General features: G+C 39.9%; 25 protein-coding genes. 19 read left to right on the top strand and 6 right to left on the bottom strand.

Annotated features, from left to right (window positions below):
* Nucleotides 1–22 precede the first annotated feature (22 nt).
* From LC090_RS14350 to LC090_RS14290, 13 genes are all read left to right on the top strand, one after another.
* Nucleotides 23–310 (top strand): HNH endonuclease, encoded by a 288-nt coding sequence (locus LC090_RS14350; RefSeq protein WP_226658714.1) that lies wholly within the window; start codon nt 23–25, stop codon nt 308–310.
* 193 nt (nt 311–503) lie between these two features.
* The gene (locus LC090_RS14345) at nt 504–2,075 is read left to right on the top strand and encodes a glycine betaine uptake BCCT transporter (RefSeq protein WP_226658713.1); all 1,572 of its coding nucleotides are present in this window, start codon (nt 504–506) and stop codon (nt 2,073–2,075) included.
* Nucleotides 2,076–2,192: 117 nt separating this feature from the next.
* Entirely contained in the window at nt 2,193–3,014 is an 822-nt protein-coding gene (locus tag LC090_RS14340; protein WP_226658712.1) for an STAS domain-containing protein, read from the top strand.
* 178 nt (nt 3,015–3,192) lie between these two features.
* Complete coding sequence (locus LC090_RS14335; RefSeq protein ID WP_226658711.1) at nt 3,193–3,906, top strand: NAD-dependent deacylase; 714 nt, start codon at nt 3,193–3,195, stop codon at nt 3,904–3,906.
* Nucleotides 3,907–4,012: 106 nt separating this feature from the next.
* Nucleotides 4,013–4,480 carry a GNAT family N-acetyltransferase gene (locus LC090_RS14330; protein ID WP_226658710.1) on the top strand — a complete coding sequence of 156 codons (468 nt, stop codon included), beginning with the start codon at nt 4,013–4,015 and terminating at the stop codon, nt 4,478–4,480.
* A 20-nt stretch (nt 4,481–4,500) separates the two neighbouring features.
* Nucleotides 4,501–5,100, top strand: coding sequence for a TIGR00730 family Rossman fold protein (locus LC090_RS14325; RefSeq protein WP_226658709.1), 600 nt, complete (start codon nt 4,501–4,503; stop codon nt 5,098–5,100).
* A 149-nt stretch (nt 5,101–5,249) separates the two neighbouring features.
* Nucleotides 5,250–6,809, top strand: a complete 1,560-nt coding sequence (locus LC090_RS14320) for a fatty acid--CoA ligase (protein WP_226658708.1) — start codon at nt 5,250–5,252, stop codon at nt 6,807–6,809.
* A gap of 177 nt (nt 6,810–6,986) precedes the next feature.
* Nucleotides 6,987–8,231, top strand: coding sequence for a DHH family phosphoesterase (locus tag LC090_RS14315; protein ID WP_226658707.1), 1,245 nt, complete (start codon nt 6,987–6,989; stop codon nt 8,229–8,231).
* 220 nt (nt 8,232–8,451) lie between these two features.
* Entirely contained in the window at nt 8,452–8,655 is a 204-nt protein-coding gene (locus LC090_RS14310) for a hypothetical protein (protein WP_226658706.1), read from the top strand.
* A 242-nt stretch (nt 8,656–8,897) separates the two neighbouring features.
* Nucleotides 8,898–9,578, top strand: coding sequence for a Yip1 family protein (locus LC090_RS14305; RefSeq protein ID WP_226658705.1), 681 nt, complete (start codon nt 8,898–8,900; stop codon nt 9,576–9,578).
* 3 nt (nt 9,579–9,581) lie between these two features.
* A complete protein-coding gene (locus LC090_RS14300; protein WP_226658704.1) occupies nt 9,582–10,703 on the top strand; it encodes an efflux RND transporter periplasmic adaptor subunit in 1,122 nt (373 codons plus the stop codon).
* Nucleotides 10,700–11,392 (top strand): ABC transporter ATP-binding protein, encoded by a 693-nt coding sequence (locus LC090_RS14295; RefSeq protein WP_226658703.1) that lies wholly within the window; start codon nt 10,700–10,702, stop codon nt 11,390–11,392. The genes LC090_RS14300 and LC090_RS14295 overlap by 4 nt, the downstream gene beginning before the upstream one ends.
* Entirely contained in the window at nt 11,389–12,576 is a 1,188-nt protein-coding gene (locus LC090_RS14290) for an ABC transporter permease (protein ID WP_226658702.1), read from the top strand. Before LC090_RS14295 ends, LC090_RS14290 begins: the two co-directional genes overlap by 4 nt.
* Before the next feature lie 38 nt (nt 12,577–12,614).
* Here the strand turns inward: LC090_RS14290 and recQ are convergent, their stop codons facing one another.
* The gene (recQ, locus tag LC090_RS14285) at nt 12,615–14,720 is read right to left on the bottom strand and encodes a DNA helicase RecQ (RefSeq protein WP_226658701.1); all 2,106 of its coding nucleotides are present in this window, start codon (nt 14,718–14,720) and stop codon (nt 12,615–12,617) included.
* A 216-nt stretch (nt 14,721–14,936) separates the two neighbouring features.
* Here recQ and LC090_RS14280 point away from each other — a divergent pair, with 216 nt between their 5' ends.
* The 3 genes from LC090_RS14280 to LC090_RS22190 all read left to right on the top strand — a co-directional run bounded on the left by LC090_RS14280 (nt 14,937) and on the right by LC090_RS22190 (nt 16,209).
* Nucleotides 14,937–15,635 carry a DUF421 domain-containing protein gene (locus tag LC090_RS14280; RefSeq protein WP_226658700.1) on the top strand — a complete coding sequence of 233 codons (699 nt, stop codon included), beginning with the start codon at nt 14,937–14,939 and terminating at the stop codon, nt 15,633–15,635.
* Nucleotides 15,636–15,652: 17 nt separating this feature from the next.
* Nucleotides 15,653–15,832 (top strand): Fur-regulated basic protein FbpA, encoded by a 180-nt coding sequence (gene fbpA, locus LC090_RS14275; RefSeq protein WP_226658699.1) that lies wholly within the window; start codon nt 15,653–15,655, stop codon nt 15,830–15,832.
* 95 nt (nt 15,833–15,927) lie between these two features.
* The gene (locus tag LC090_RS22190) at nt 15,928–16,209 is read left to right on the top strand and encodes a Spo0E family sporulation regulatory protein-aspartic acid phosphatase (protein ID WP_226658698.1); all 282 of its coding nucleotides are present in this window, start codon (nt 15,928–15,930) and stop codon (nt 16,207–16,209) included.
* Here LC090_RS22190 and LC090_RS14265 read toward each other — a convergent pair.
* Nucleotides 16,162–16,329, bottom strand: coding sequence for a hypothetical protein (locus LC090_RS14265; protein ID WP_226659411.1), 168 nt, complete (start codon nt 16,327–16,329; stop codon nt 16,162–16,164). The genes LC090_RS22190 and LC090_RS14265 overlap by 48 nt on opposite strands.
* 338 nt (nt 16,330–16,667) lie before the next feature.
* Between LC090_RS14265 and LC090_RS14260 the strand changes: the two genes are divergently transcribed.
* Complete coding sequence (locus tag LC090_RS14260; protein ID WP_048310190.1) at nt 16,668–16,910, top strand: type B 50S ribosomal protein L31; 243 nt, start codon at nt 16,668–16,670, stop codon at nt 16,908–16,910.
* A gap of 93 nt (nt 16,911–17,003) precedes the next feature.
* Here LC090_RS14260 and LC090_RS14255 read toward each other — a convergent pair whose 3' ends face one another.
* The gene (locus LC090_RS14255) at nt 17,004–17,495 is read right to left on the bottom strand and encodes a sigma factor (RefSeq protein WP_226658697.1); all 492 of its coding nucleotides are present in this window, start codon (nt 17,493–17,495) and stop codon (nt 17,004–17,006) included.
* 425 nt (nt 17,496–17,920) lie between these two features.
* On the bottom strand, nt 17,921–18,805 hold the full coding sequence (locus tag LC090_RS14250) for a TetR/AcrR family transcriptional regulator (RefSeq protein WP_226658696.1): 885 nt from the start codon (nt 18,803–18,805) through the stop codon (nt 17,921–17,923).
* Nucleotides 18,806–19,027: 222 nt separating this feature from the next.
* Here LC090_RS14250 and LC090_RS14245 point away from each other — a divergent pair, with 222 nt between their 5' ends.
* Complete coding sequence (locus LC090_RS14245; RefSeq protein ID WP_226658695.1) at nt 19,028–22,189, top strand: efflux RND transporter permease subunit; 3,162 nt, start codon at nt 19,028–19,030, stop codon at nt 22,187–22,189.
* Nucleotides 22,190–22,379: 190 nt separating this feature from the next.
* Nucleotides 22,380–23,222: an STAS domain-containing protein gene (locus LC090_RS14240; protein WP_226658694.1), complete on the top strand. Its 843-nt coding sequence runs from the start codon at nt 22,380–22,382 to the stop codon at nt 23,220–23,222.
* A 39-nt stretch (nt 23,223–23,261) separates the two neighbouring features.
* Here the strand turns inward: LC090_RS14240 and LC090_RS14235 are convergent, their stop codons facing one another.
* Nucleotides 23,262–23,597 (bottom strand): hypothetical protein, encoded by a 336-nt coding sequence (locus LC090_RS14235; protein WP_226658693.1) that lies wholly within the window; start codon nt 23,595–23,597, stop codon nt 23,262–23,264.
* Between the two features lie 248 nt (nt 23,598–23,845).
* A complete protein-coding gene (locus LC090_RS14230) occupies nt 23,846–24,523 on the bottom strand; it encodes a haloacid dehalogenase type II (RefSeq protein ID WP_425590661.1) in 678 nt (225 codons plus the stop codon).
* Between the last annotated feature and the right edge of the window lie 49 nt (nt 24,524–24,572).

Here is a 24,572-nt window from a genome sequence, read left to right as displayed (position 1 = left end):
CTAGCTATTGGAGGATATAAGAATGGATGTATGTGAATTATGTGGAAGAAGTGGCGTCACGTGTACCATTCATCATTTGACCCCAAAGGAAGAGGGCGGTGCGCATAAACCAACTGCATCTCTTTGCATTCCGTGTCACAAGCAAATCCATGCTTTATATACGAACCAGGAATTAGCGATTAGACTTGATTCCATTTCAAAGCTGAAGCAGGATGACCAAATCCGTCGCTATTTGAAGTGGATCAGAAAACAACCTGCATCAAAGAGTGTAAAAATGAAAAAATCAAATAATCGAAAGCAAAAAAAATAAATTTTCGGTTTATTATTTTCTCATAAACCCTTGAGATCAGCAGGTTTTACCAACTAATTGAGACAAGCAGTTATTTAGTACTAGAAATTACGCGTTTCGACATTTTCTCTGGTGGTATAAATAGGTAGAGGTAAGATTGTACTAAATTATACGGTAGGGGAAACAGAAATTATTTTAAGTTGAGGTGAAGTGTATGAGGGAAAAAGTATCCTCCGTTTTTTGGAGCACGCTGGTTATTAGTTTAATTATGGTTATCTGGGGGGCAATTTCTCCAGATACATTAGGATCGATGGCAGGAAATGCACAGTCATTTATTTCGAACAAGTTAGGGTGGTATTACCTTATCCTTGTTACGCTGTTAGTTATTTTTTGTATCTTTATTATTTTCACCCCGTATGGAAAAATCAAGCTAGGAAAGCCTGATGAAAAACCAGAATTCACAAGATTAAGCTGGTTTGCCATGCTATTTAGTGCTGGAATGGGGATTGGACTGGTGTTCTGGGGAACAGCTGAGCCGATGTCTCACTATGCGGTCAATGCACCGACTGCAGAAACAGGAACACCCGCTGCTATTAAAGAAGCAATGCAGTATTCATATTTTCATTGGGGTATTCATGCATGGGCGATTTATGCAATTGTCGCGCTCGTACTTGCATACTTTAAATTCAGACATGACCGTCCCGGTTTGATTAGTGCAACATTGTATCCTATCTTTGGTGAGCGAGTAAACGGTCTCTTAGGTAAAGTGATTGATGTTCTTGCCGTCTTTGCTACGATTGTTGGTGTTGCTACGACGCTAGGATTTGGAGCTGTTCAAATCAACGGTGGTCTCTCTTATTTAACCGACATACCAAATAGCTTTAGTTCACAACTGATTATTATCGGTGTTGTTACCGTATTGTTTATGATCTCAGCCTGGTCAGGAATTGGGAAAGGGATCAAATACTTAAGTAATGCAAACCTAGGACTTGCAGGTGTTCTTTTCCTAGCGGTCTTTATCCTAGGTCCAACGATTTACATCTTAAACATGTTTACTGATACAATCGGTGCTTATATTACAAACTTTATGGCAATGAGTTTCCGAATTGCGCCACTGAATCCTGAAAACAGAGAATGGATTAACAACTGGACGATTTTCTACTGGGCATGGTGGATTTCATGGTCACCATTCGTAGGAATCTTCATTGCACGTGTTTCACGTGGAAGAACCATTCGTGAGTTTCTTGTAGGGGTACTTCTTGTTCCTTCAATCGTTGGTTTCTTATGGTTTTCAACGTTTGGTGTCTCAGCTATCAATCTTCAGCAGCAAGGGATTGCTGATATTGCTTCTCTTGCAACAGAGGAATCGCTGTTTGGCACATTGCAAAATTACCCACTGGGTACCGTGTTATCAATTGTAGCGATTACGCTCATAGGTACTTTCTTTATTACATCAGCTGACTCAGCAACGTTTGTACTTGGTATGCAAACCACTTACGGTTCATTAAATCCAGGTTCCAATGTTAAGCTAACTTGGGGGATTATCCAATCTTCCATGGCGGCTGTTCTTCTTTACACTGGTGGCCTACAGGCGTTACAGAACGTTCTCATTTTAGCAGCCTTACCGTTTTCGGTCATAATGATTCTCATGACCGTCTCGTTCTACAAGGCGCTTAAGAAAGAAAAGTATCTAGTAGCGAAAGATCCAAAGCCAAGGAAAGAAAAACGAAAAGAAAAGAAATCAGGCGCTGAAAATGCCGATCATACGGCTCCTGCAACTAAATAGTTAGGAAAAGACGATGAGATCTCTCATCGTCTTTTTTTGATTCGTTAAATCTTTACAATTAGGAAAACTCAGGATAAAATAATTGAGGTTATTCATAAAACTAAGTGGGGTTGAACGATGAGCGTTACATGGCAAGTTAGTGAACGTATTATGGAGCAAAAAGAGCACATTGCGATGCAAATTACGAAGGAACAAAATAAAAAATATCCTACTCTGCTCAAAGATAAAACAGAGCAACTTTTTCCTTTACGTGTTGAATTAGTGACAATCTATGCTAAGGCACTTGCACTTGAGGAAGAAGAAGCAGAAAAAAGTATTGAAGCGTGGGGGTTAGAAACAGGTAGGATGTGTGCTCGCCTGGAAACAACTCTTGATTCGATGCTAGGGGAAGTCCCTCACTATCGGTCCTACATAGGCGAGGTTTTAAAAGAAGTGGCGATGGAGCAGCAAATGGGTGTGGAGGACTTTTACGTACTGATTTCTAAGCTTGATCATGTAATGAACCTTGTGGTTTATTATTTTAGCGTTCCATTCGTTGAGTTTCAAACCAACTTGCTAGAGCAATCACGTAACGAAATTCTTGAATTATCTGCGCCAGTCGTTCCGATCATGGATGGCGTCGCGGTATTGCCTTTGATTGGGATGATTGATACGTATAGAGCGAAAATAATTATGGAAGAGTCGCTAAATCAAAGTGTTCACCTTCGTCTGAATTACTTTGTTCTAGACCTATCCGGTGTCCCGATTGTGGATACGTATGTCATTCAACAGCTCTTTCAAATTATTGAAGCGCTGAGACTCGTTGGAGTTGAAGCTCGAGTGAGTGGCATCAAACCAGAAATTGCGCTTTCGGTTGTAAAACTGGATACCAATTTCAACAAGGTAAACACATATTCAACGTTGAAACAAGCTCTTGCTGATTTAGTTATTCAATGTTAAGTAGAAAGGCTCATGTATTGATTACGCTTTTTACAAACAAATCATTAACAAATCCTTCAATTTTGTAAACAAATAAGTCATTTGATTAACTTTAGTTAACAAATATCCCGACCTTGGGTTTAGAAAAGCTATTATATGTGAATGGTTAACTATTGGATAAATGAAAGCTGGTGATTCGATGCTTACAGAATTGTTTAAGAAGTCCAGACATACTGTCGTTCTTACAGGTGCAGGAATGAGTACAGAAAGCGGTTTGCCTGACTTTCGATCTGCGCTTGATGGCATGTGGAACGAGGTGGACCCACTCCAGCTTGCAAGCAGAGACGCAATGCAGTACGAACGAAATATGTTTGTACGTTTTTATAAACAGCGTATTAAGAAGTTGAATGAGACTTCTCCGCACCAGGGTTATTATCATCTCGCTGAATGGGAACGAAACGGTAAGGTTGGTTCGATTCTTACACAGAATGTTGATGGGTTTCATCAGTTAGCGGGAAGTCAAAATGTTGCAGAAATGCACGGATCGTTAAGAACGATGTACTGTGATGATTGTGGAGAGAAAGCTTCAAGTGATGCGTATTTAAATGATGATCTCATCTGTAAATGCGGCGGATTTAATCGTCCCGGGGTTGTCCTTTTTGGTGAACCTTTGCCGCTGAATGCAATCCATCAGGCAAAGATTGAAGCAAAAAAAGCGGATCTCTTTATTGTTCTCGGCTCTTCTCTTCAAGTCGCACCAGCTAATGTTTTTCCTATGGAGGCGAAACGAAACGGAGCCAAGCTGGTCATCGTTAATGAGGAAGAAACAGGTTATGACAGAGTAGCGGATCTTGTCATTCATGATAAGATTGGAAAAGTACTAAATGATTTAGCAGAAGCAAAAGCATTCTAAGTGCGAATGAAAATACCGACACGAGTCGGTATTTTTTTGGTTGCCATCCCTCTATTTTTCTAACTGCAGAAATAGTAAGATAATAGGAGGGAGGAGCTGGAAAACTTTGATTAAACTTGAACTTATGAGTGAAATGGATTATAAGGAATTTCTAGACACATCAATTCAAACCTATGCGACAGAAAAAGTAGCTGCTGGAAACTGGAAAGCGGGGGAAGCATTGGAGAAATCAACACAAGAGTTCCATCGTTTGCTACCTGAGGGTAGGGATACGGAAAACCATTTCCTCTATAAAATTGTAGTTAAGGCGACGGAAGAGAAGATAGGAAGCCTGTGGGTCAAAACGGACAGTAAGCAAAAGGAAGCTTTCATTTATGAGTTTAAAGTTAATGACGATAAACAAGGAAAAGGTTATGGAACAGAAGCGATAAATGTTCTAGAAAGACTTTTGACGAAACAAGGAATAACTGGACTGTCCCTACATGTTTTTGCTCATAATAAACAAGCGATTCGGCTTTATGAACGTCTTGGCTTTGAAACGACTAACATCAACATGAAGAAAGCATTATTGTAGGCAATAGAGAGGAGGATGGAATGATGAATGACCTCAAAAAAATAACCGTTTTTTGTGGCTCAAGTAACAACGTTGATCAGAACTATTTTCAAGCAGTAGAAGAATTGGGAGGGGTTCTTGCAGAAAACAACATTGAAGTCATTTACGGAGGCGGAAATGTTGGGTTAATGGGTGCCCTAGCCAGAACAGTGCTGAAAAAAGGCGGTCGAGTAACTGGGATTATTCCAAGAAAAATCTATGATAATGTCAGTCATATCGAGTTAACCGATCTTATCATTGTGGAAACCATGCATGAAAGGAAAGCTAAAATGTATGAGTCAGGCGATGCTTTCCTTGCTCTTCCAGGTGGGATTGGCACGCTTGAAGAGTTAACAGAAATTTTCACGTGGTATCAACTAGAGTATCACAATAAACCAATTGGTCTTTTAAATACGAATGGCTATTATGGTCCTTTTTATCAAATGCTTGAACATATGGTTAAGGAAGGTTTTCTACATCAACGCTATATGGAGCCATTGCTTACAGAAGAAGATCCTAAGAAATTAGTGGAAAACATTCGTTCACACACAGTTCCGTTAATGAATAAATGGAAGCAGGATGACATTGGCGATCGTATTTAAATACCGGATATTCCGGTATTTTTTTATGTATCAACCTAAGATAATGGAATTTATTTATTAAATATTCTGATAAAGAAGGGTTTCTACTTATGCGAATGGAACTATACATACGCTCACTAAAACATTGTTAAGAAAATGGAGGGGTTAATATGTATAGTACAATCGGTTCTCTATTTCTTCAAACGGTGAAAAAGTATGGAAAAGAAGAAGCCCTTGTCGATGTGGATCGGGGCACTAGGTGGACTTATCACGAATGGAACATCGAGGTAAATCGGCTTTCCAATGCCCTTCTAGATGCCGGAGTAAAAAAAGGAGATCGTGTATCTACATTTTTATTTAATACGATTGAACTGGCAACATTATTTTTTTCCTGCGCAAAAATAGGCGCTGTCTTAAATCCAATAAATTTTCGCTTGAAATCAAATGAGATCGCTTACATTATTGAGGATGCAAAACCGAGTGTTTTCGTATTTGAGCATGCTCTTGAACCAATCGTCGCAGAAATTCAAGCGCGTTATCCAGATGTCTCATTCTGGTCAACTGAGGAGAGCGTACCAGCGTATGCTGATAGCTACAAGAAACATGTTCGACTTTCACATAGTGGCGAACCGTCGTGTGAAGTGGACGAAAATGATACGTATGCCATTATGTACACAAGTGGTACAACAGGACGACCAAAAGGAGTCATGCATCGTCATCGAAATATGCTTGAGCAAAGTATTCTCTGTGGGGCTTCTCTCAATTTAAAACAAGCGGATCGAGGACTCGTTGCAGCTCCAATGTTTCATTGTGCTGAACTGCACTGCAACTTTTTACCAAGGGTTCATTTTGGCGCTACTAATGTCATCATTCATCACTTTGAACCTAAAAAAGTGCTTCAGGTGATTGAAAGTGAAAAAATATCCGTTTTCTTCGCAGCTCCTACGATGTGGAATATGATATTACAGGAAGAGTATGCAACGTTTGATCGAAGCAGCTTAAGAGTGGGATTATATGGTGCTGCCCCAATGGCCCCGTCACTCGTTGTTGCTGTGAAAGAAAAGCTCGGGATTAATCTTATTCAGGCGTATGGCATGACTGAAATGGGACCAGCAGTGACCTTTCTTGATGAGCATGAGCAGTTAACCAAAGTCGGATCTGCAGGAAGAGCCGCCCTAAATCATGAGGTGAGAATCGTTAGACCGAATGAGCACGGGCCGTCTGAGCCAGACGATGAGCTACCTGCTGGTGAAGTTGGTGAGATCATTGTAAAAGGACCATGTATGATGATCGGCTATTACAATCGTCCAGAAGCAACGAAGGACGCTATGTATAAGGGGTGGTACCATTCAGGAGACCTTGGTTATATGGATGAAGATGGATATGTCTATATCTCTGATCGTGTCGATGATATGATCATTTCAGGAGGAGAAAACGTCTATCCAAGAGAAGTGGAAGATGTACTACATGGGCACGAGGGAGTACTTGACGTCGCGGTGCTCGGGGAGCCTGATGAAAAGTGGGGAGAAATTGTTACTGCCATTATTGTAAGAAAACAGCCATCGCTCACAGAAGCTGATTTAGATCACTACTGTAAAGAAAGTCCGAATCTTGCTGACTATAAACGACCGCGAAAATATTTGTTCGTAGAAGAGCTACCGCGTAATGCAAGTGGTAAAATTCAAAAGTTTCGACTACGTGAACAATTTCAGGTTAATTCGAAATCATAAGACTCCAATAAGCACGCACGTGCAGTGTTGACCTATTGGACATGATAGGGGACTGACATGTATAATTGAAAAATTGCAAGATAGAAGCGGGCATATGCTCGCTTTTTTTCTGTCGTATGAGTTTTCATGAATTGCAAATTGGCGTACATACTACTAGGGAATAGGAGGAATGAAAGAATGATAAAATTATTTACTGACAGCGATCTTGATGGAACGGCCTGTGCGCTCATAGCTGAACTGGCCTTCGATAAAGAGGTAGATGTTACCCATTGTACATATCGTAACTTAGATGACCGGGTGGAAGGGTTTCTACAACAAAAGAGTGGGGATCCCATTTTTATTACCGACTTATCAGTCAATCAGCACGTCGAAAAGCTTTTAGATGAACGGTTTCGGGCAGGGTCTCATATTCAAATGATTGATCATCATGCTACCGCCATGCATTTTAATGAGTATAAATGGGGGTATGTTGATCCAGGAGAAGATCAAAAAACGTGTGCCGCTACTCTTTTTTATAATTATCTATTAGAAAAAGAAAAGATCGAGCGTTTGGAAAGTCTTGAAGAATTTCTTGAGCTTGTTCGAAAGTATGATACATGGGAATGGGAAGAAGAAAACGAAGTAGATGCGAAACGCTTAAACGATTTGTTCTCCATCATGGGAAGAGAAACCTTTAAAGCGGAAATGATCAGGCGTTTAACGCGTGAGCCTGATTCCTTTAGGTTTAATGATTCAGAGGAAATGATTCTTGATCTTGAAGAACGTAAGATTGAACGGTACATTCATCAGAAAAACCGTCAGCTTGTGCAAATGTTTGTCGATGAATATTGTATTGGTCTTGTACATGCAGAGTCCTATCATTCAGAACTTGGAAATGAGTTAAATAAGCGAAATCCGCATCTTGATTTCATTACGATCATGAACCCGGGCAGCAGACGCTTAGGTTTTCGGACGATACATGACGGTGCAGATGTATCAGAATTTGCCTCTCGTTATGGTGGTGGTGGCCACCCTAAAGCTGCAGGTTGTGAACTAAATGATGACACGTTCCAAATTTTTGTTGAGCCTTCCTTTAAGCTTAAACCAATTCGAAAAGATCCTGAACGGAATAAGCTGAATGAGCGTAACAGTGAAAGTGGGTCTTTCTACGAAAATCATGATGGCAAAATCATCTATATTCGCCCTGGGCGAGAAGGTAAGTGGGAAGTGATGTGTCGTGGTCTTGTAGAAGATATCGTATTTGATCAGTTTGAAGATGCAGAGCGTTATATAAAACGATCCTACCATGCATGGCTTCGTTCGGATAAAGATGTAGTGGAAGATTTTGTTCGCGTTCTCCCACTCACCAAAGAGCAAATTATGGATAGATACCACATGATGATAAAAACGATGCTTTATCAAGAAGAAGACGCACTAATCTAGGGTTCTTGTTTTTAAGTGAAATTCATGTCAGTTCCATTTGGTTAATACATCAGTTATGGAGCAAGAATGAATCCGTAAGCGGCAGCGTAAGAAAAATAGTGGTTGTTGTGTAAATAAATACTGTTTCTAATTTCTTTCTCCGGGGTATAGGTATATACATGCCCATGGCACTCAACCTTAGCGTTGCGAGCATGCATTATGGGTGTGAAAGGAGAAAACAGTGAAGCGAATCGTGTTTAACAATCGCTACTCGCAAGTCCTTTACCAGACACAGAAAGCCAGGGCACGATGCATAAAGTTAGAGAAAAGACCGTACATCAGGACGATCGCGACGGCTACTGGATTCTCAGAGGAAGAGATCTTAGAATCTCTCGAATTTGGTGATGTCGACTACATCATGAAGCTGCGTTTGCACTATAGCTAGACGCAACGTTATGCGTTGTAGCGCCATTAGGGCATGCCAACTCTTTTCTGAACCAAGTTCAAAAAGAGAGCAGCTATTCATCAATATAATTGGAGGCTGATTATTTTAAAAAATAATCGGCTTTTTTTGATGGACATAAAGTAACTTGCATCAAAAAAATTAACTTTTTTTCAAAAACATGGAACCTTCTTTTAACGAGAGTCGTAGAAACAGGTGACATTATTTGAAAGGTTGTGTACATAGTGAACGAAACGTTTGAAGAAACAGGTAAAACAGAAAAACCTTCGGTATTTGGGATGATATGGAGTCCAGGAGAACAGTTTGCCACCATACGCTCCAATCCGAAAGTATGGGTACCCCTTATTATCGTAACATTGCTCTCATTAATTGGAGGCTGGCTAATGGTGATCGGTCCAGGCTTTGAAGAACAATTTACTACAACGGAGTTAGAAGGGGAAAATATAGACGGGATTATCTTATTTTCAAAGATTTCAACCGTTGTTTTTTCTGCGCTCGGTCCGATTTTTGGCATTCTCTTCTCAAGCTTTATTTTTTGGTTAATCAATAAAGCGACAAGCTCTGAAGCTACATTTAAGCAATTTTTCTCTATGAATACCTATATTAGTTTTATTAGTGCAATTGGCTTAGTGTTAAATGGTCTTCTTCTTGCGCTACTAGGTGGATCACCGAGTGAGCTTTATACAAGTCTTGGTGCGCTAGTTGGTTCAGAGGGATCCGTTGGTGCTTTTCTTAATGGAATTGAAATCTTTGGAATCTGGACGATTGTCTTAACAGGAATTGGACTTCGAATAACAGCTAAGTGGCCAAAGGGGCTTGCATGGACGATCGCCATTATCTTCCTTGTCTTTACAGTTGGTGCTGCAGCGGTTGGTGGTATGATGAGTACCATGTCAGGGATGTAACGAATGAAAAAGAAAGTATGGATCATCATTGCAGTAAGTATCATCATTGTTCTCATAGTAGGTGCAAATATTTATCGTACGTATGCTGATCGAACGGCTACTGTCGGAACAGAAACGGCGAAAGTGAAAGAAATGAAGTCAACGATCATGACCCCTGGAACGTTGGCCATGGCAGATGAAAGTACCCTTTATCAGGATGCGAGTAAAGGCGTGCTGAAAGAGATTCTTGTTAAAGAAGGAGATACCGTTAAAAAAGGAGATCCGGTTGTTAGATATGAGAACAAGGATTTAGATATGGAGAAAGAACAAAATGAGATCAACATCGAATCGCTTTATCTGCGAATCAACTCGCTTGATAAACAAGAAAAGCGTCTTAAGGAAAAACAAAGTGATTTAGCTGATGATGTTGGAGATGAAGAAGCAGAAGAAACGATGGAAGCTGAAATCGATCAGGTCAAGATGGATAAGCGGATGGCGAATCTTGATTTACGTCAGGCATTACTTCAGCGAGATCGTTTAAAACAGAAGATTAGTGAACTTGAGGTAACAAGTGACATTAGCGGTATTGTTCTAGAAGTAAATGATGCAAGTATACCGGAGTCAACCCAAATGGAGAAGCCTCTCTTACGAATTGGAAGTATGAAAAATCTGATCGTAGAAGGCACGCTTTCGGAATACGATACGTTAAACATCGAAGCTGGTCAAAGGGTAACGATTACAACAGATGTACTCCCTAATGAAGAGTGGGAAGCAGAAATTATGGAAGTAGGTTATTTACCACAAGCGTCTTCAACTGAAGCGAATACGTCTGCTGTGCAATATCCCGTTTCTGTTAAATTTAATGATCCAGAGGATGTGGATTTAAAGCCTGGCTTTCAAATGATACTTGAAATTGAAACAGATTCACACGAAGCTTTAACGGTACCTTTAGAAGCGGTGCAACAAGATGGGGATGAATCTTTTGTATTTGTTGTAGAAGATGGGAAGGCAGTGAAACGTCAAATTGAAACAGGTACTTCCACGACAAAACGGATTGAAGTAACAAAAGGATTATCTGAGAAAGCTCAAGTTGTGGTGGAAGCTCCTGATCATCTAAAGGATAAGATGGAAGTGACCGTGGAATGATCCAACTTGAGGATATAACAAAAAGCTATTCACTAGGCAAGGAAGCAGTAAACGTGCTGAGAGGAATAAGTCTTGAAATCAAAAGTGGAGAATTTGTCGCTATCATGGGGCCATCAGGGTCGGGGAAATCAACTTTGATGAATATCATTGGCTGCCTAGATCGCCCGACAACGGGTTCTTACTATTTAAATGAAGAAGATGTCTCACAACATAAAGATCAAGAGTTAGCAAAAGTACGAAATCAATCCATTGGTTTTGTGTTTCAACAGTTTCAATTGCTGCCAAGGCTAACCGCGCTTAAAAATGTTGAGCTTCCTATGGTTTACGCAGGTGCTTCTAAAAAAGAGCGGGAAGAACGCGCACGCGATGCTCTAGCAAAAGTTGGCTTGCAGGATCGAGTAGCACACCTTCCAAATGAGCTTTCTGGTGGTCAAAAGCAACGAGTCGCGATTGCGAGGGCACTTGTGAATGACCCATCGCTGATCCTTGCTGATGAGCCCACAGGCGCTCTCGATACTGAGACAAGTGTTGCCATAATGGATTTATTTGTCCAGCTTAATCAAGAGGGAACAACAATTGTTGTGGTGACGCATGAACCAGAAGTGGCTGAATACGCCAATCGAGTGATATACGTAAGAGATGGCTTACTTGGCCAGAACCCTTTGGAGAAAGGGGGACAAACGCAGTGAGTCTTTGGGAGAATATTAAAATGGCTCTCATGTCAGTGAGGGCACATAAGATGCGATCGATTTTAACGATGCTCGGAATTATCATTGGTGTCGCTGCCGTTATTGTCGTTGTGGCGATCGGCCAAGGTGGAGAAGCGATGCTGAAATCCCAAATTGCAGGAGATGGAAATTCAATTGAAGTCTTTTACCAGCCTTCAGAGGAGGAAATGCAGCAGGGGAAATGGGAGGAGAATCCATTTACCCAAGAAGACATTCGACAGTTAGAAGGAATCGAAAAGGTATCAAATGTTGTCGCCTCTTCCTCGGAATTTTCAACTGCCAGGCTACGTGATGAAGAAGCAGAAACGTCTATTACTGGCATTAATGAAGCGTATTTGGATGTGAATCAACTTAAAGTGGAAGAAGGTCGCTCTTTTACGAGTGCAGATTTTCTTGGTGGTCGTAGGGTAGCGGTTGTCAGTGCAGCGATGCAGGAAGAGTTATTTGAAGGGGAATCACCGATTGGGGAAATTATTCGTATTGGTGTTCAGCCTGTAGAAGTGATCGGTGTACTAGAAAAGCCCACTGGTCTTTTTGCATTCGGTTCTGTGGAAGCCTATATACCGTGGACGTCGATGCGCAATATGCTTGGAACAAGTAATTATAGTCAGGTAACGCTTCAGGTCCAAAATGCGGATGACATTCAACCGATTGGAGACCGTGCAACGACAGTATTAAATCAGTTGCATGATACCGAAGACTCCTACCAGGTGATTAATATGGAGGAAATCGCTCAGGGAATAGGTCAAGTGACAACGATTATGACTACCATTATTGGTAGTATTGCCGGTATTTCACTTCTTGTCGGAGGCATTGGTGTCATGAATATTATGCTTGTCTCTGTCACCGAGCGAACACGTGAAATAGGAATTCGAAAGTCATTAGGAGCGACGAGACAGCAAATACTTCTTCAGTTTCTCGTTGAATCGATCATCCTTACCCTAATTGGTGGGATCATCGGTATCGTGCTTGGAGCAGGGACAGCGTATCTTGTGTCGTTCTTTGCGGACTGGCCATCCTTGATTTCGTGGCAGGTTGTTCTTGGAGCCGTTCTATTTTCAATGCTTATTGGGATCGCCTTTGGTCTCTTGCCTGCGAATAAAGCTTCAAGACTCGACCCGATCGATTCTCTTCGTTATGAATAACAAAAAGAAAGAGGATGTGCTCATCCTCTTTTTTGACGTTACTTTTTTGAAGTGAGACGATTTTTCGTTAAAGCTACTTTTATTTGAAAGTAAGTGAATGTTTCAGGAAGAGCTTCTTTTATTGGTTTTAATTTATCAAATCCAACTGATTCAGCTTTTTCTAAAATCACATTTTCTGTTTCCTGATCAAGCAGTCGAGTTGTGTCTTGAAATAAACCTTCTTCCAAAGCTTTTAGCAAGTGACTTTCTACTGTAGTAGGGCTTAATGATCGAGCAGCAGCAATGTTTAAAATGTCTTTGCCTTCTTCAAATAATTTAAGTGAAGCTCTATGACTTGCATCTTCAGAAGAAGCTGGCGTTGATTTAGCGGAAAGCAAAAGCTCTAAAAAGGCTTCGCCGTATTTATCATACTTCATCTCTCCAACACCTTTAATTTGCAGCATTTCTTCACGAGAGGACGGCATGTTTGCACTCATTTCTCGTAATGTACTGTCGGCAAACACAACGTATGGGGGAACGTTGTCTCGATCAGCAATCTGCTTTCGTAAGGTTCTTAGCTGTGTGAAGAGCTGATCATCTTCCTCGATTGAAACAGGCTTGCGAGCAACTTTCTTGAAGATCGTTTCTTGTCCTTTTAATACAGGTAGCGTTTTTTCTTGAAGAATTAATGTTGGGTATTTGCTTTCTGTTAAAAGGAGGTACTGTTCTGCTGTTAGAAAGTCAATCATATCAACAATTTCCTGCTGTGTAAGGTGCTTCAATAAACCAAACGTCGAAACGCTGTTTAGGCTGAGCTCATTTATTCGCTTAGACTTTGATCCTTTTAGGATTTGGGCGATCATTGTTTTGCCAAAGCGTTCGTTCACTCGTTTAATGGTAGAAAATATCATTTGTGCTTCACGTGTAATTTCAACAGCTTCTCGATCATCAATACAATTGCTACATTTCCCACATTGGTAGCCTGGTCGTTCATCACCAAAATAGTGAAGAATCGTTCCTTGAAGGCATTTTTCAGTATGACAATAATCAACCATGGCTTTTAATTTTGAGAGATCAGCTGATTTTCTTTCTGGCTCATGTTGGTTTTGCTCAATTAAAAACTTTTGGACGTGAATATCGCCAGGTGAGAAGAGAACAAAACAATCACTTTCTTCTCCGTCACGACCGGCACGGCCAGCTTCTTGATAATAAGATTCCATATTTTTTGGAAGGTTATGATGAATGACAAATCGAACGTTGGACTTATCAATGCCCATTCCAAAAGCATTCGTAGCAACCATCACTGAAATATTATCGAACAAAAACTCCTCCTGAGCAATTTTACGCTCATGCTCTGTCATCCCCGCATGATACTTGCCTACTTTAATCCCTTGTTTTAGAAGTGAATTGTATAGGTGGTCCGCTTCTTTGCGGGTTGCCGTGTAGATAATTCCAGATTCCGTTACGTTTTGACTAAGATATTTGTCGATAAACGTTTTTTTCTTTTCTCCCTTAATAACTGAGAAATGTAAGTTTTCTCGTGCAAAACCAGAGATAAACGTTTGTTCTGGAACGATATTTAGCAGTCGCTGAATATCTTGAATAACTTCAGGTGTCGCTGTAGCCGTTAAAGCAACAACAGGCGGCTGATCTTCAAAGTGATGGAGCATTTGGCTAATTTTCATATAGCTAGGTCTAAAATCATGTCCCCACTGAGAAATACAGTGTGCCTCATCGACTGCAATGAGAGAAATGGTCGTTCGCTGCAATAAACGCTGAAAAGTAGGTGCTTCCAGACGTTCCGGAGCAACATAGAGTAACGTTAATTCTCCATTTTCAGCTTCCATCATTCGCTCTCTTATCTCGGTTTCTGTCAGTGAGCTGTTAATGTATGCGGCATCGATTCCGTAACTCGCAAGCGCGTCAACCTGATCTTTCATCAATGAAATAAGTGGAGAGATGACAATCGTTAGTCCCTCTGATATAAGAGCTGGGATCTGATAGCAGATCGATTTACCACCGCCAGTAGGCATAATCCCTAGCGTATTATGGTGAGATAGAACACTCGAAATAATCTCTTCCTGTCCACCTCGAAATTCATCATATCCAAAATGCTGTTTCAACTGTTCTTTTGCTTTTAAAAGCATCATATCTTCCTTTCTCATTCGCCAGTTCCTTTGTTTTTTCATCTTACCGTATCTATTGAACTGTGTATAGATAACATCATCCGGTGTAAAGTCTAACTCCTACATATCCTAATTTGGAAAGCACATTGTAAAATGCTACCCTGGAAAGTCGTGTATAAAGGTTCAATTCAGGACAAACTACTACAATATGGAAAAAAGAAGTGGTTTTACGTCAAAAAAAAGGGGAATAGACATATGATGGACTGGATAGAAGTTATTCTAAGATCACTGTTCATACTTATTGGACTTTTTATCATTACAAAGCTACTTGGTAAAAAACAGTTATCAAAGCTATCTTACTTCGAATATATTGTAGGTATTATTATCGGTGATATTGCAGGCAGTTTATCGATGGATGTTGGAGTTAGTTTGCTTCACGGAGTCACAAGTATTTTGATCTGGACACTCATTTCTATCTTCTTAAGCTATATTTCCCTGAAAAATAAAAAGGTGAGGGATTTTGTAGAGGGGAAGGCGAGAGTATTTATCAAAGATGGAAAGATACTTGAAGAGAACTTGAAGAAGGAACGATTTACAACAGATGAACTGCTAGAGATGCTGCGAAAAAAGAGCGTCTTTTCGGCCAATGAAGTCGAATTTGCACTTCTTGAATCAGATGGAGAGCTCAGTATTTTATTAAAACGCGATTATCGAACGGTCAAACCGTCTGAACTTTGGCTTCATCTACCTGCTGATAAAGAACCGAAAACGGTCATTATGGATGGCGAAATCATAAAAGAAGTATTAACTGAAATCGGCCATAGTGAGGCCTGGCTTAGAAAAATGTTATCTGAAAAAAGTGTCACTGTAGAAGATGTTTTTCTAGCACAGCTCCATTCAGATGGTAAGTTAACGCTTGATTATTATGAAGATGGCATGTTGGAAGTTGAGTAGAACCATGGAGGAAAATCATGAAAAAGGAATTTTCATATCGATCGAAGGATGAACTAATTGTTCTTCTTTTGGATCGAGGTATATACAAAGTGAAGCATAAGCAACTATATGAATGTTCACAAACAGAATTGTTTTATTACTATCTTTCGATTACGAGGGAATCCTTGCAACAAGTAAAATCAAAAGTTAGTTCCTAACAGCTTCTTCAAGGAAGCTGTTATTTTTTAATTAAATGGACTTATATTAAGGGACTGTTCGAATACTGTAAAGAACACATTAAGAGAGATAATAAATGATTTTGTCTAGTTTTGACGAAAGCCTTCACAAGGCAGCAGATAATTTGGATAATAGAGCTTGTACTTATAAGAGGAGGGGGTGGCGAGCCTTGTTATATGTGAAACAGGATGCAAAAGAAGAATTGCTCCATTGGATTAAGCGTAAGCAAGAGGAAATGATCGAGATTGGCACTGCAAAAGGCATATCACATAAAGAAACATTACAGTGTAGTCAAGAATTAGATGATTTGCTAACTTCTTATCAACGTTTGACCTCCGTCAACCAATTGAGAAGTTAACGTCTGAATCGAGTGGAAAAGGGCTTCTTTGACGACTGGTGGGTAATCGTTTTGGAATTCAGAAATACAATCACGAATTTGTTGAATTAGTAGGATCTCCTCATGACTCGCATCTTTCATCTCAACATCCTCCTCAAGAATCGATTTGTACACCAATCATGACAAATCAGACGCGTTTTCGTCAATGCTTTTTCTTAAAATTCGTTCGAATGATATCGGAAATTTCTCTATTTTCTGTAAAATAAGGACTTATTACCTAATGGGCGTGTGTGACATACATATGTAATCAATAAATTCTTAAAAAAACTTTCATACAATGTTTGAACAAATGGCATAAAAATTATATACTAGAAAGGACGGGTTTTGGTGCCCATAGATTTAAGGGTCCAAACCTCTGTTTATTTCTATACCATTCATTTAACGTAAATGATGATTTGATTGATAAAGGAGGTCTAGCAATGAAGGAAGGAATCCATCCAAAATACCAGCAAGTTGTATTTTTAGACGTTAGTACTGGTTTTAAGTTTCTAACTGGTTCTACTATGGGATCTAATGAAACTATTGAGTGGGAAGACGGTAGCGAATATCCGCTAATTAAAGTTGATATTAGTTCTGAATCTCACCCATTCTATACTGGTCAGCAGCGCTTTAACGATGCTGGTGGTCGTGTTGAAAAGTTCAAAAAGAAATACAACCGCTAATAAAAGTAGAAAACACTCCCACGGAGTGTTTTCTTTTTTTTACCTCAAATGAGAGGTTACAGGATTTTATGGCTTAGATCTAATCGCCTTCCGCTATGTTGACAGGGAAGTAGCACCTTGTTTTCGTAATTTAACTAGGGCGCTCTTTCTCCACGATTTTACAGCTTCTACACTAACCCCTTCAGCAGCAGCCACACTTTTTAAAGAATGACCTTTAAGGAGTACTTGATCAACCCATTTTCTTTGGTTAATGGTAAGGGAAGTTAAATGAAAGGTATGCGGGTCATTCGGATGAGGAGCGCAGAAAACCTCTTCATGTTCACTCCAATCAGCATTTAAAGAAAGTTTTTTAGCAGTGCGGATTTCTTTTCTCCTTTCATCAAGTAGCTTTCCGCGTATTTTTAAATAGGCATAGGCAGAGAAGCTTCCTTTGTCATCGCGATAATTCATTACACATTCCCAAAGCGCAATCAACGCCGCCTGTTCGTATAAGGGATAGTTTGTTGTAAGGTTTAATTTGTGAATTTGACTTTTAATAAGTGGGGTATACTGATCTACAATTCTTTCAAAAGAAGCATCTTGCACAAAAACTACTCTCCCAAGTGAGGGTGCACCCACCTCTATTCCGTCGGTAAGATCACAATACGTTAATCGTTAACCTATGTCATATACGTGAATTTATTGTTAAACGATCATAAAGTGAGTCATACTTCTCGTTTCTCCTAAGGAGATTTTAAGTCTGATAAGGTTAAACGCTTCATTACTCTCCGTATGGACCGTTTCTTCACTTGTTTATACCTAAGAGGAGTTCGTATACACCCGATTCGTTGAAAATATGTAAACAAAAAAACGATCTTATGTTAGATCGTTTTTGAGGGAGAGGACTTATGCTTTTCGATAGCAAAGCTGTGCGTTAATTCCTTTTAATTGAAGCTCGCGTACAATGCGTCTCAATTCTTCTTTGGTCAGGAGCGGCTCTTTCACAATCTTCCACCTCCACTAATTTCTAATTACTGATTCAGGTTTAGCGAGTTCACTAGGGCATTCTTATATGAGTTAAGTTCTGAGAATCCTTCAAATTGATGTAGCATTCCTTTGAAGATAAAGCGTCTTGGGTTCGGTTCGTTAATTTCTTTTAATAGAAAATCAACCGTTTCAAGCAATTCTTTTCTTTTGTTCTCTTCTAATCCCATCTGTTTAATGGTCGAAGCCATATTCGTTAAGATAAAGGATGGTGACTGCTTTTGACATCCTTCCGATTGACTACTTTTTTCAAAGATGGCAGAAGCTTGTTTCATGGTTAGAAAAGGCTCAGTATTATTTTCGAACATACCATACACCAAGTCATTTAACCGTTTTAAAATGAAGCGAGGAAGCTCTTCTAAATCAAAATCTGCATTCTGCAGAACAATAAGTTTGATGTAAGAAGAGAACATGCCATCAAGCAGCAAGACGCAATCTGGTAGAATAGGCGTGACCCGCTCACCATATAAATCCTGGATACTGCTTGCGAGCGTTTCAAGCGACTCCATTCTAATCTTCAAAATCAGTTCATCTATTTCTTTGTTCATCGAAATAGCCTGTTCCCTGAATTGCATAATAATAAACTCTTTATGTTGCACGATTTCTCTAGCTTGCACATACAGTAGCTTTTCAAGACGTTCTTCAGGGGTGAAAGACTCCAGTTTAGCATCGGATAGTTTCTTTTTTAACATCTCATAATAGTAAGAAAAGATGGAATATAGCACATCATCTTTCGATTGGAAATGAAGATAAACGGCTCCTTTAGAAATTCCACTTTCATTTGCAATTTCCTGTATCGATGTTGAATGGAATCCTTTATGTGCAAAGAGCTGCATCGCTGATTCAATAATTAGTTTCTTTTTTTCGTTCATTATACACCTCTGTTCGTCAGCAAAGAACTGACCGGCTTTTACTGACCGACTGGTCATGGCCATTATATCACGTTCAAAGTTTTTTTCCTAATGCTTCATTTGCTCAGCGGTAGTGTCTATATATTAAACAATATAGCTTGAATTATATCGTTTTATTCAGTATAGTGATCTTGTGATGACCAGTCAGTCATAAAAGCGTAGAGAAAAAGGAGTGGAAGTTGCTTGAGAAAGCTGATTCAATTTTCGTTAAATAATAAGTTTGCAGTTTGGCTGCTAACGATTATTATCACAGTTGCTGGATTATACTCAGGTTTTAATATGAAAATGGAAACAATTCCAAATATTAACACCCCGTTAGTATCAGTGACAACTGTTTATCCAGGGGCTACACCTGAAGAAGTGTCGGATAAAGTCTCAGAGCCGATCGAAAATAAAGTAGAAAGTCTTCCAGGGGTAAATGTAGTAAGTTCTTCTTCATTTGAAAATGCCTCGAATGTTCAAATTGAATATAATTTTAGTAAAAACATGGATGAGGCTGAGGACGAAGTGCGTGAAACTCTACAGTCACTTTCATTGCCTGATGAAGTGCAGGACCCGGATGTATCTCGATTAAGTTTTAATGCATTCCCTGTCATGTCGCTAAGTGTATCTGAAGATAACAGTTCACTTACTGAATTAACTCAGCGTGTTGAAGAAAAAGTTTTGCCTGCCATTGAAGGTGTCGAAGGGGTCTCATCTGTTTCGATTGCCGGTCAAGAAGTAGAAGAAATTTCTTTTTCGTTTAAAGAAGATAAGATGAAAGAGTATGGCCTAGATGAAGAGACAGTTAAAAACTTGATTAAAGGTTCTTCTGTCAATATCCCTCTAGGTTTATATAACTTTGAAGACAATCAAAAGGCTGTCGTTGTGGATGGCAATGTTTCTTCATTAGAAGATTTAAAAGAGCTCGAGATCCCAGCGGTCCCAGCTCAGCAAAGTCAAGTACCGTCTAATGATCCAGCACAAGCCCCATCACCTACTACAGGAGGCGGGCAACCACAAGCTCCATCAGCTACTACAGGAGCTAACGGATCTCAACCTCAAGTGCCAACGGTTCAGCTTCAGGAAATCGCAGACATTAAATTAGTTGGTGAAGCAGAATCAATCTCCCGTACAAATGGGAAAGAATCAATCGGGATCCAAGTTACGAAAAGCGCCGATGCGAATACAGTAGATGTTGTTAATGGCGTAAAAGATCAAATTGCATCGCTTGAGGATGCAAATAGTGATTTGAGTATTGTGACCATTTTTGATCAAGGGGAGCCGATTGAGGAATCAGTCAGTACCATGCTGAACAAAGCCATTATTGGTGCTATATTTGCAGTGCTGATTATCTTATTATTCTTGCGTAACATTCGCTCAACCTTGATCTCTGTCATTTCTATACCTTTAAGTTTATTAATTGCTCTATTGGTGTTAAACCAGTTAGACATTACTTTAAATATTATGACCTTAGGGGCGATGACGGTTGCCATTGGTCGTGTGGTTGATGACTCGATTGTGGTTATCGAGAATATTTATCGACGAATGGCCATTAAGGGCGAACAATTAAAAGGAAAAGAACTCATTACGGAAGCGACAAAAGAAATGTTCCTTCCAATCATGTCTTCCACAATTGTAACAATCGCGGTCTTTTTACCGCTTGGTCTTGTTCAAGGACCTGTAGGCGAGCTATTCCTACCTTTTGCCCTAACGATTGTATTTGCGCTTCTAGCTTCTTTACTTGTTGCGATTACAATTGTGCCAGCGATGGCTCATTCGCTGTTTAAAAAAGGTTTAGTGAAAAAAGGAAAAGAAACAGAGCATAAGGAAGAAGGCAATGGCCGTCTTGCTCACCGCTATAAAAAGATATTAAACTGGGCGTTAAACCATAAGATCATCACCTTTGGAGCAAGCATTCTTCTTTTAGTCGGCAGTTTATTCCTTGCACCAATTGTAGGTGTAAGCTTCCTACCTTCTGATCAAGAGAAGATGATTGTTGCCACGTATAATCCAGAGCCGGGTGAAACGACTGAAAATATAAATGATCTCGCGCTAGAGGCGGAAGGTTATTTTCTCGATAAAGAAGATGTAGAAACGATTCAGTATTCAGTTGGTGGAGAAAATCCGATGAACCCTGGAGCTAGTAATCAAGTTCTTTTCTTTGTTAGCTATGATGAAGAGACAGAAGAATTTGAGGATGAGCGTAAATCCGTTCTTGAAGATTTAAAACAGCTGAGTGAAAAAGGGGAATGGGGCTACCAGGATATCTCAGCTTCTGGTGGAAGCAATCAGATTACCTTAGTCGTTAATGAAGATAATATGGAGGATCTAGGTCCTGTTGTAAAAGACGTTACTTCTGTGCTAGAGAAAGAAGATAACCTCTCGAACATTAGTTCAAGTATTTCGGAATCCTATGATCAGTATACAATTGTAGCGAATGATGAAAAGCTAAGCGAATTTGGATTAACAGCTGGCCAAATTGGAATGGAGCTTCGTAATACTGGAGAAGCGCCAGTACTGACAACTGTTGAAAAAGATGGAGAAGAATTGAATGTCGTTCTCCAGGTCAATGAAAAGACTTTCAAAGACAAAAGTGATTTAGAAGAGACGACCATCCAATCACCGCTTGGTATGGAAGTACCACTTAGTGATCTGACGACAATTGAAGAAGGACAATCGTCGAATACAATTACACGCCGTGATGGTAAAGTTTATGCGAATGTAACGGCTGAAGTACTTGATGACAATATTGGTCAGGTATCAAGCGATGTTCAAGAAGCCATTGATGAGATGGATTTACCTGACTCTTCCGAAGTCACTCTTGGTGGTGTAACACAAGATATAAACGAATCCTTCACTCAGCTCGGACTAGCCATGCTAGCAGCGATAGCCATTGTATACCTGGTACTAGTGATTACATTTGGCGGCGGTCTTGCACCACTTGCGATTTTGTTCTCGCTTCCGTTTACCGTTATTGGTGGACTTGTGGGACTTCTAATTGCTGGTGAAACGATTAGCATCTCTTCACTAATTGGGATGCTCATGTTAATTGGTATCGTTGTAACGAATGCAATTGTATTGATTGATCGCGTCATTCATAAAGAAAAAGAAGGGTTAACAACAAGGGAAGCCTTGATCGAAGCTGCTGGAACGCGTCTTCGTCCAATCTTAATGACAGCTCTTGCCACAATTGGGGCTCTAGCGCCACTTGCATTTGGCTTAGAAGGTGGAGCGCTTATTTCAAAAGGTCTCGGTGTAACCGTTATTGGAGGACTAACAAGCTCAACTCTTCTAACGCTTATCATTGTTCCCGTCGTGTATGAATTCTTCATGAAGTTTAGAAGGAAACCAAAAAGCGAATAGAGAATAGAAACGGAGGCCTCTTATTCAAGGAGCCTCCGTTTTGTTACTTTCTAAGCGGGTTGCGTTGTACGCTTTTGAATGATTCAGTGGTTTCACGTGATCAGTTGTATTTATAACCATGGAATAGGTGTACAATCTTCCATTTTCGGGAAACAATAAATTATCATTAATCAATAGGAGAGACATAACAATGGATAAAGTTGAAACGATGTATGTCGAATACTTTCATGACCGGCTTGAAGAAATTGGAGAAAAGTGGACAAACAGACTTCAACTTCTTGTGGACGAAAAAGAAGCGACAGATACAGCTATTCTTAAAGTCCCAGAATTAAAAAACGAAATCAAATTGTTTTGCTCTGACTTTGTTAAGCAAATGATCTTTCAAGAATCAAATAACCGAGATGTACAAGAATGGGCGGGGCGAATTGTTGGGATTTTCTCGAGCCATACGTTTTCCTTGCAGCAATCGGTAGCCAGCCTAACAAATTTGAGACAAATCCTTTGGGATGTGATGGTAGAATTCAGCACGGAGCATGAACATTTAATTGAAGCAAGTCGATTAGCAGGATGGGGCAGTTACATGAATAAATCCTTTGATTTACTGCTTCATAAAGTCACAGTCTATACCAATCAACTAAACGAAGAGCAAATTGCTTCTCAGCAAACCAAAATTACCGAGTTAAGTGTTCCAATTATTCTAATTGCCAAAGATATAGGCGTGTTGCCTCTTATTGGAACAATTGACACATATCGCGCATCACTTATTCAACGAAAAGGCATTGAACGGAGCTCGGAACTTCAGCTATCTTACCTTGTCATCGATCTATCGGGAGTTCCCATTATGGATACGATGGTCGCTAACGAAATTTTTCAACTCATTAAAATGCTAGAACTTTCAGGCGTGGAATCCATCTTGACGGGTATTCGTCCTGAGATAGCTCAAACAGCCGTCCAGCTAGGGATTGATTTTACTAACGTGACTACTTACGCTCATCTTCATCAAGCGCTAGGAGTCGTTTTGCCCCATTCTTAAGAGACAGAAAAAGCCTCATAGGAATGATCCTTTGAGGCTTTAAGCTAGGCAATTTAGGTGATTTTGAAGACAGCTATAATTTCCGTGTTTAAGAAGGAAGAGAGCTAAGATGTATTTGCTGTGTTGTTTAAGGATTCCAATGTTAAAGAAAAATTGCTTTGAAAGGTCTCGATAAGGTAGTTTTTTTGACTTAAATGCTTTTGCCACAAGTGATTCGGTTGCTGCTAGTTTCCAGGCGGCTTCTTTACACAAATTCCGAATGTTGTTCTCGCTTGGCATTTTTGCAGGAAGCTTTTGAAGCGAGATACGAAAGACGCGAAGCTGTTCCTGATAGCGAATGATTTCATCCTGAAGTAAATAATCGACCTTTATCATAATTCGAATACCCGGCTACTTTCTATTATTTTTTGGTTAACGAACACTGTAATGTGTTGATTATACGACTAAGGTGCGTACTGGTCAATGGGCCTATTTTGGTAAAAAAAGAGATAATTCATAGGTATATAGTATAGTTCTTTAACAAGAACAATAGAGCTTACACGGTAGATCAGAAAATTTAGCCTCAGCAAACAAAAACCTGAACATCTGTTCAGGTTTTTGTTTGCTTATTTGCTTAAGCAAAGTTAGGTAACCCAATCCGTAATGTCGCTTAAGTCAGCATAGATCGTATCTGGGGGGAGCTGGAGCTGTTCAACTGGAGTTTGATTCCTATTAATCCAGGCCGTATGGAAGCCGAAATTCTTTGCCCCTGAGATATCCCACCCATTAGAAGACATAAAGAGAATGTTTTCTCGCTTTAACTCAAGAAATGTAAGGGCATGCGTATAGGAAGCAGGAGTCGGTTTAAACTGTTTTATGTCATCTGCACTGATTACATAATCCAGGTACTCGGCAAGCGGTGATTGTTTTACTAAAGGATCAAGCATATCGTGAGATCCATTTGAGAAGATAGCAAGAGTCACTCCTTCTTCCTTTAGCTTTTTTAACACTTTAGGAACCTCTTCATAAACGGTAAGGTGCTGATAGGCTTCGAGAAGGGAATCTTCGTTCTCTTGCGTCAGTTCGGCACCGGCTTCTTCAACTGCATAGCGAAGGGCATCACGCGTCACTTCTGAAAATGGTCGATAGTTTCCCATCATTTGTCGTAAGTAGCTATACTCAAGCTGTTTCTTTCGCCACGTTTGGCTTATTTGGTTACCCTTATTCGGATACAGCTCTTCGCATTTTTCAATAACTGAAAAAACGTCAAATAACGTTCCGTATGCATCAAATACAAAAGCTTTCACTTGGTTCATATGCATCCTCCTTTTATCCATCCCTTTTCATACCCTCATTAACACGATGTAAAAC

Source organism: Guptibacillus hwajinpoensis, from assembly GCF_020524165.1.
Classification (GTDB): Bacteria; Bacillota; Bacilli; order Bacillales; family Guptibacillaceae; genus Guptibacillus; species Guptibacillus hwajinpoensis_D.
This window is presented reverse-complemented; position numbering and strand designations above follow the sequence as displayed.

Excerpts from the sequence above, each read along its gene's own strand:
- LC090_RS14350 (WP_226658714.1), top strand. The coding sequence starts at position 23 with ATGGATGTATGTGAATTATGTGGAAGAAGTGGCGTCACGTGTACCATT.
- LC090_RS14345 (WP_226658713.1), top strand. The coding sequence starts at position 504 with ATGAGGGAAAAAGTATCCTCCGTTTTTTGGAGCACGCTGGTTATTAGT.
- LC090_RS14340 (WP_226658712.1), top strand. The coding sequence starts at position 2,193 with ATGAGCGTTACATGGCAAGTTAGTGAACGTATTATGGAGCAAAAAGAG.
- LC090_RS14335 (WP_226658711.1), top strand. The coding sequence starts at position 3,193 with ATGCTTACAGAATTGTTTAAGAAGTCCAGACATACTGTCGTTCTTACA.
- LC090_RS14325 (WP_226658709.1), top strand. The coding sequence starts at position 4,501 with ATGATGAATGACCTCAAAAAAATAACCGTTTTTTGTGGCTCAAGTAAC.
- LC090_RS14320 (WP_226658708.1), top strand. The coding sequence starts at position 5,250 with ATGTATAGTACAATCGGTTCTCTATTTCTTCAAACGGTGAAAAAGTAT.
- LC090_RS14315 (WP_226658707.1), top strand. The coding sequence starts at position 6,987 with ATGATAAAATTATTTACTGACAGCGATCTTGATGGAACGGCCTGTGCG.
- LC090_RS14300 (WP_226658704.1), top strand. The coding sequence starts at position 9,582 with ATGAAAAAGAAAGTATGGATCATCATTGCAGTAAGTATCATCATTGTT.
- LC090_RS14295 (WP_226658703.1), top strand. The coding sequence starts at position 10,700 with ATGATCCAACTTGAGGATATAACAAAAAGCTATTCACTAGGCAAGGAA.
- recQ (WP_226658701.1), bottom strand. The coding sequence starts at position 14,720 with ATGAGAAAGGAAGATATGATGCTTTTAAAAGCAAAAGAACAGTTGAAA.
- LC090_RS14280 (WP_226658700.1), top strand. The coding sequence starts at position 14,937 with ATGATGGACTGGATAGAAGTTATTCTAAGATCACTGTTCATACTTATT.
- fbpA (WP_226658699.1), top strand. The coding sequence starts at position 15,653 with ATGAAAAAGGAATTTTCATATCGATCGAAGGATGAACTAATTGTTCTT.
- LC090_RS22190 (WP_226658698.1), top strand. The coding sequence starts at position 15,928 with ATGATTTTGTCTAGTTTTGACGAAAGCCTTCACAAGGCAGCAGATAAT.
- LC090_RS14265 (WP_226659411.1), bottom strand. The coding sequence starts at position 16,329 with ATGAAAGATGCGAGTCATGAGGAGATCCTACTAATTCAACAAATTCGT.
- LC090_RS14260 (WP_048310190.1), top strand. The coding sequence starts at position 16,668 with ATGAAGGAAGGAATCCATCCAAAATACCAGCAAGTTGTATTTTTAGAC.
- LC090_RS14250 (WP_226658696.1), bottom strand. The coding sequence starts at position 18,805 with ATGAACGAAAAAAAGAAACTAATTATTGAATCAGCGATGCAGCTCTTT.
- LC090_RS14240 (WP_226658694.1), top strand. The coding sequence starts at position 22,380 with ATGGATAAAGTTGAAACGATGTATGTCGAATACTTTCATGACCGGCTT.
- LC090_RS14235 (WP_226658693.1), bottom strand. The coding sequence starts at position 23,597 with ATGATAAAGGTCGATTATTTACTTCAGGATGAAATCATTCGCTATCAG.
- LC090_RS14230 (WP_425590661.1), bottom strand. The coding sequence starts at position 24,523 with ATGCATATGAACCAAGTGAAAGCTTTTGTATTTGATGCATACGGAACG.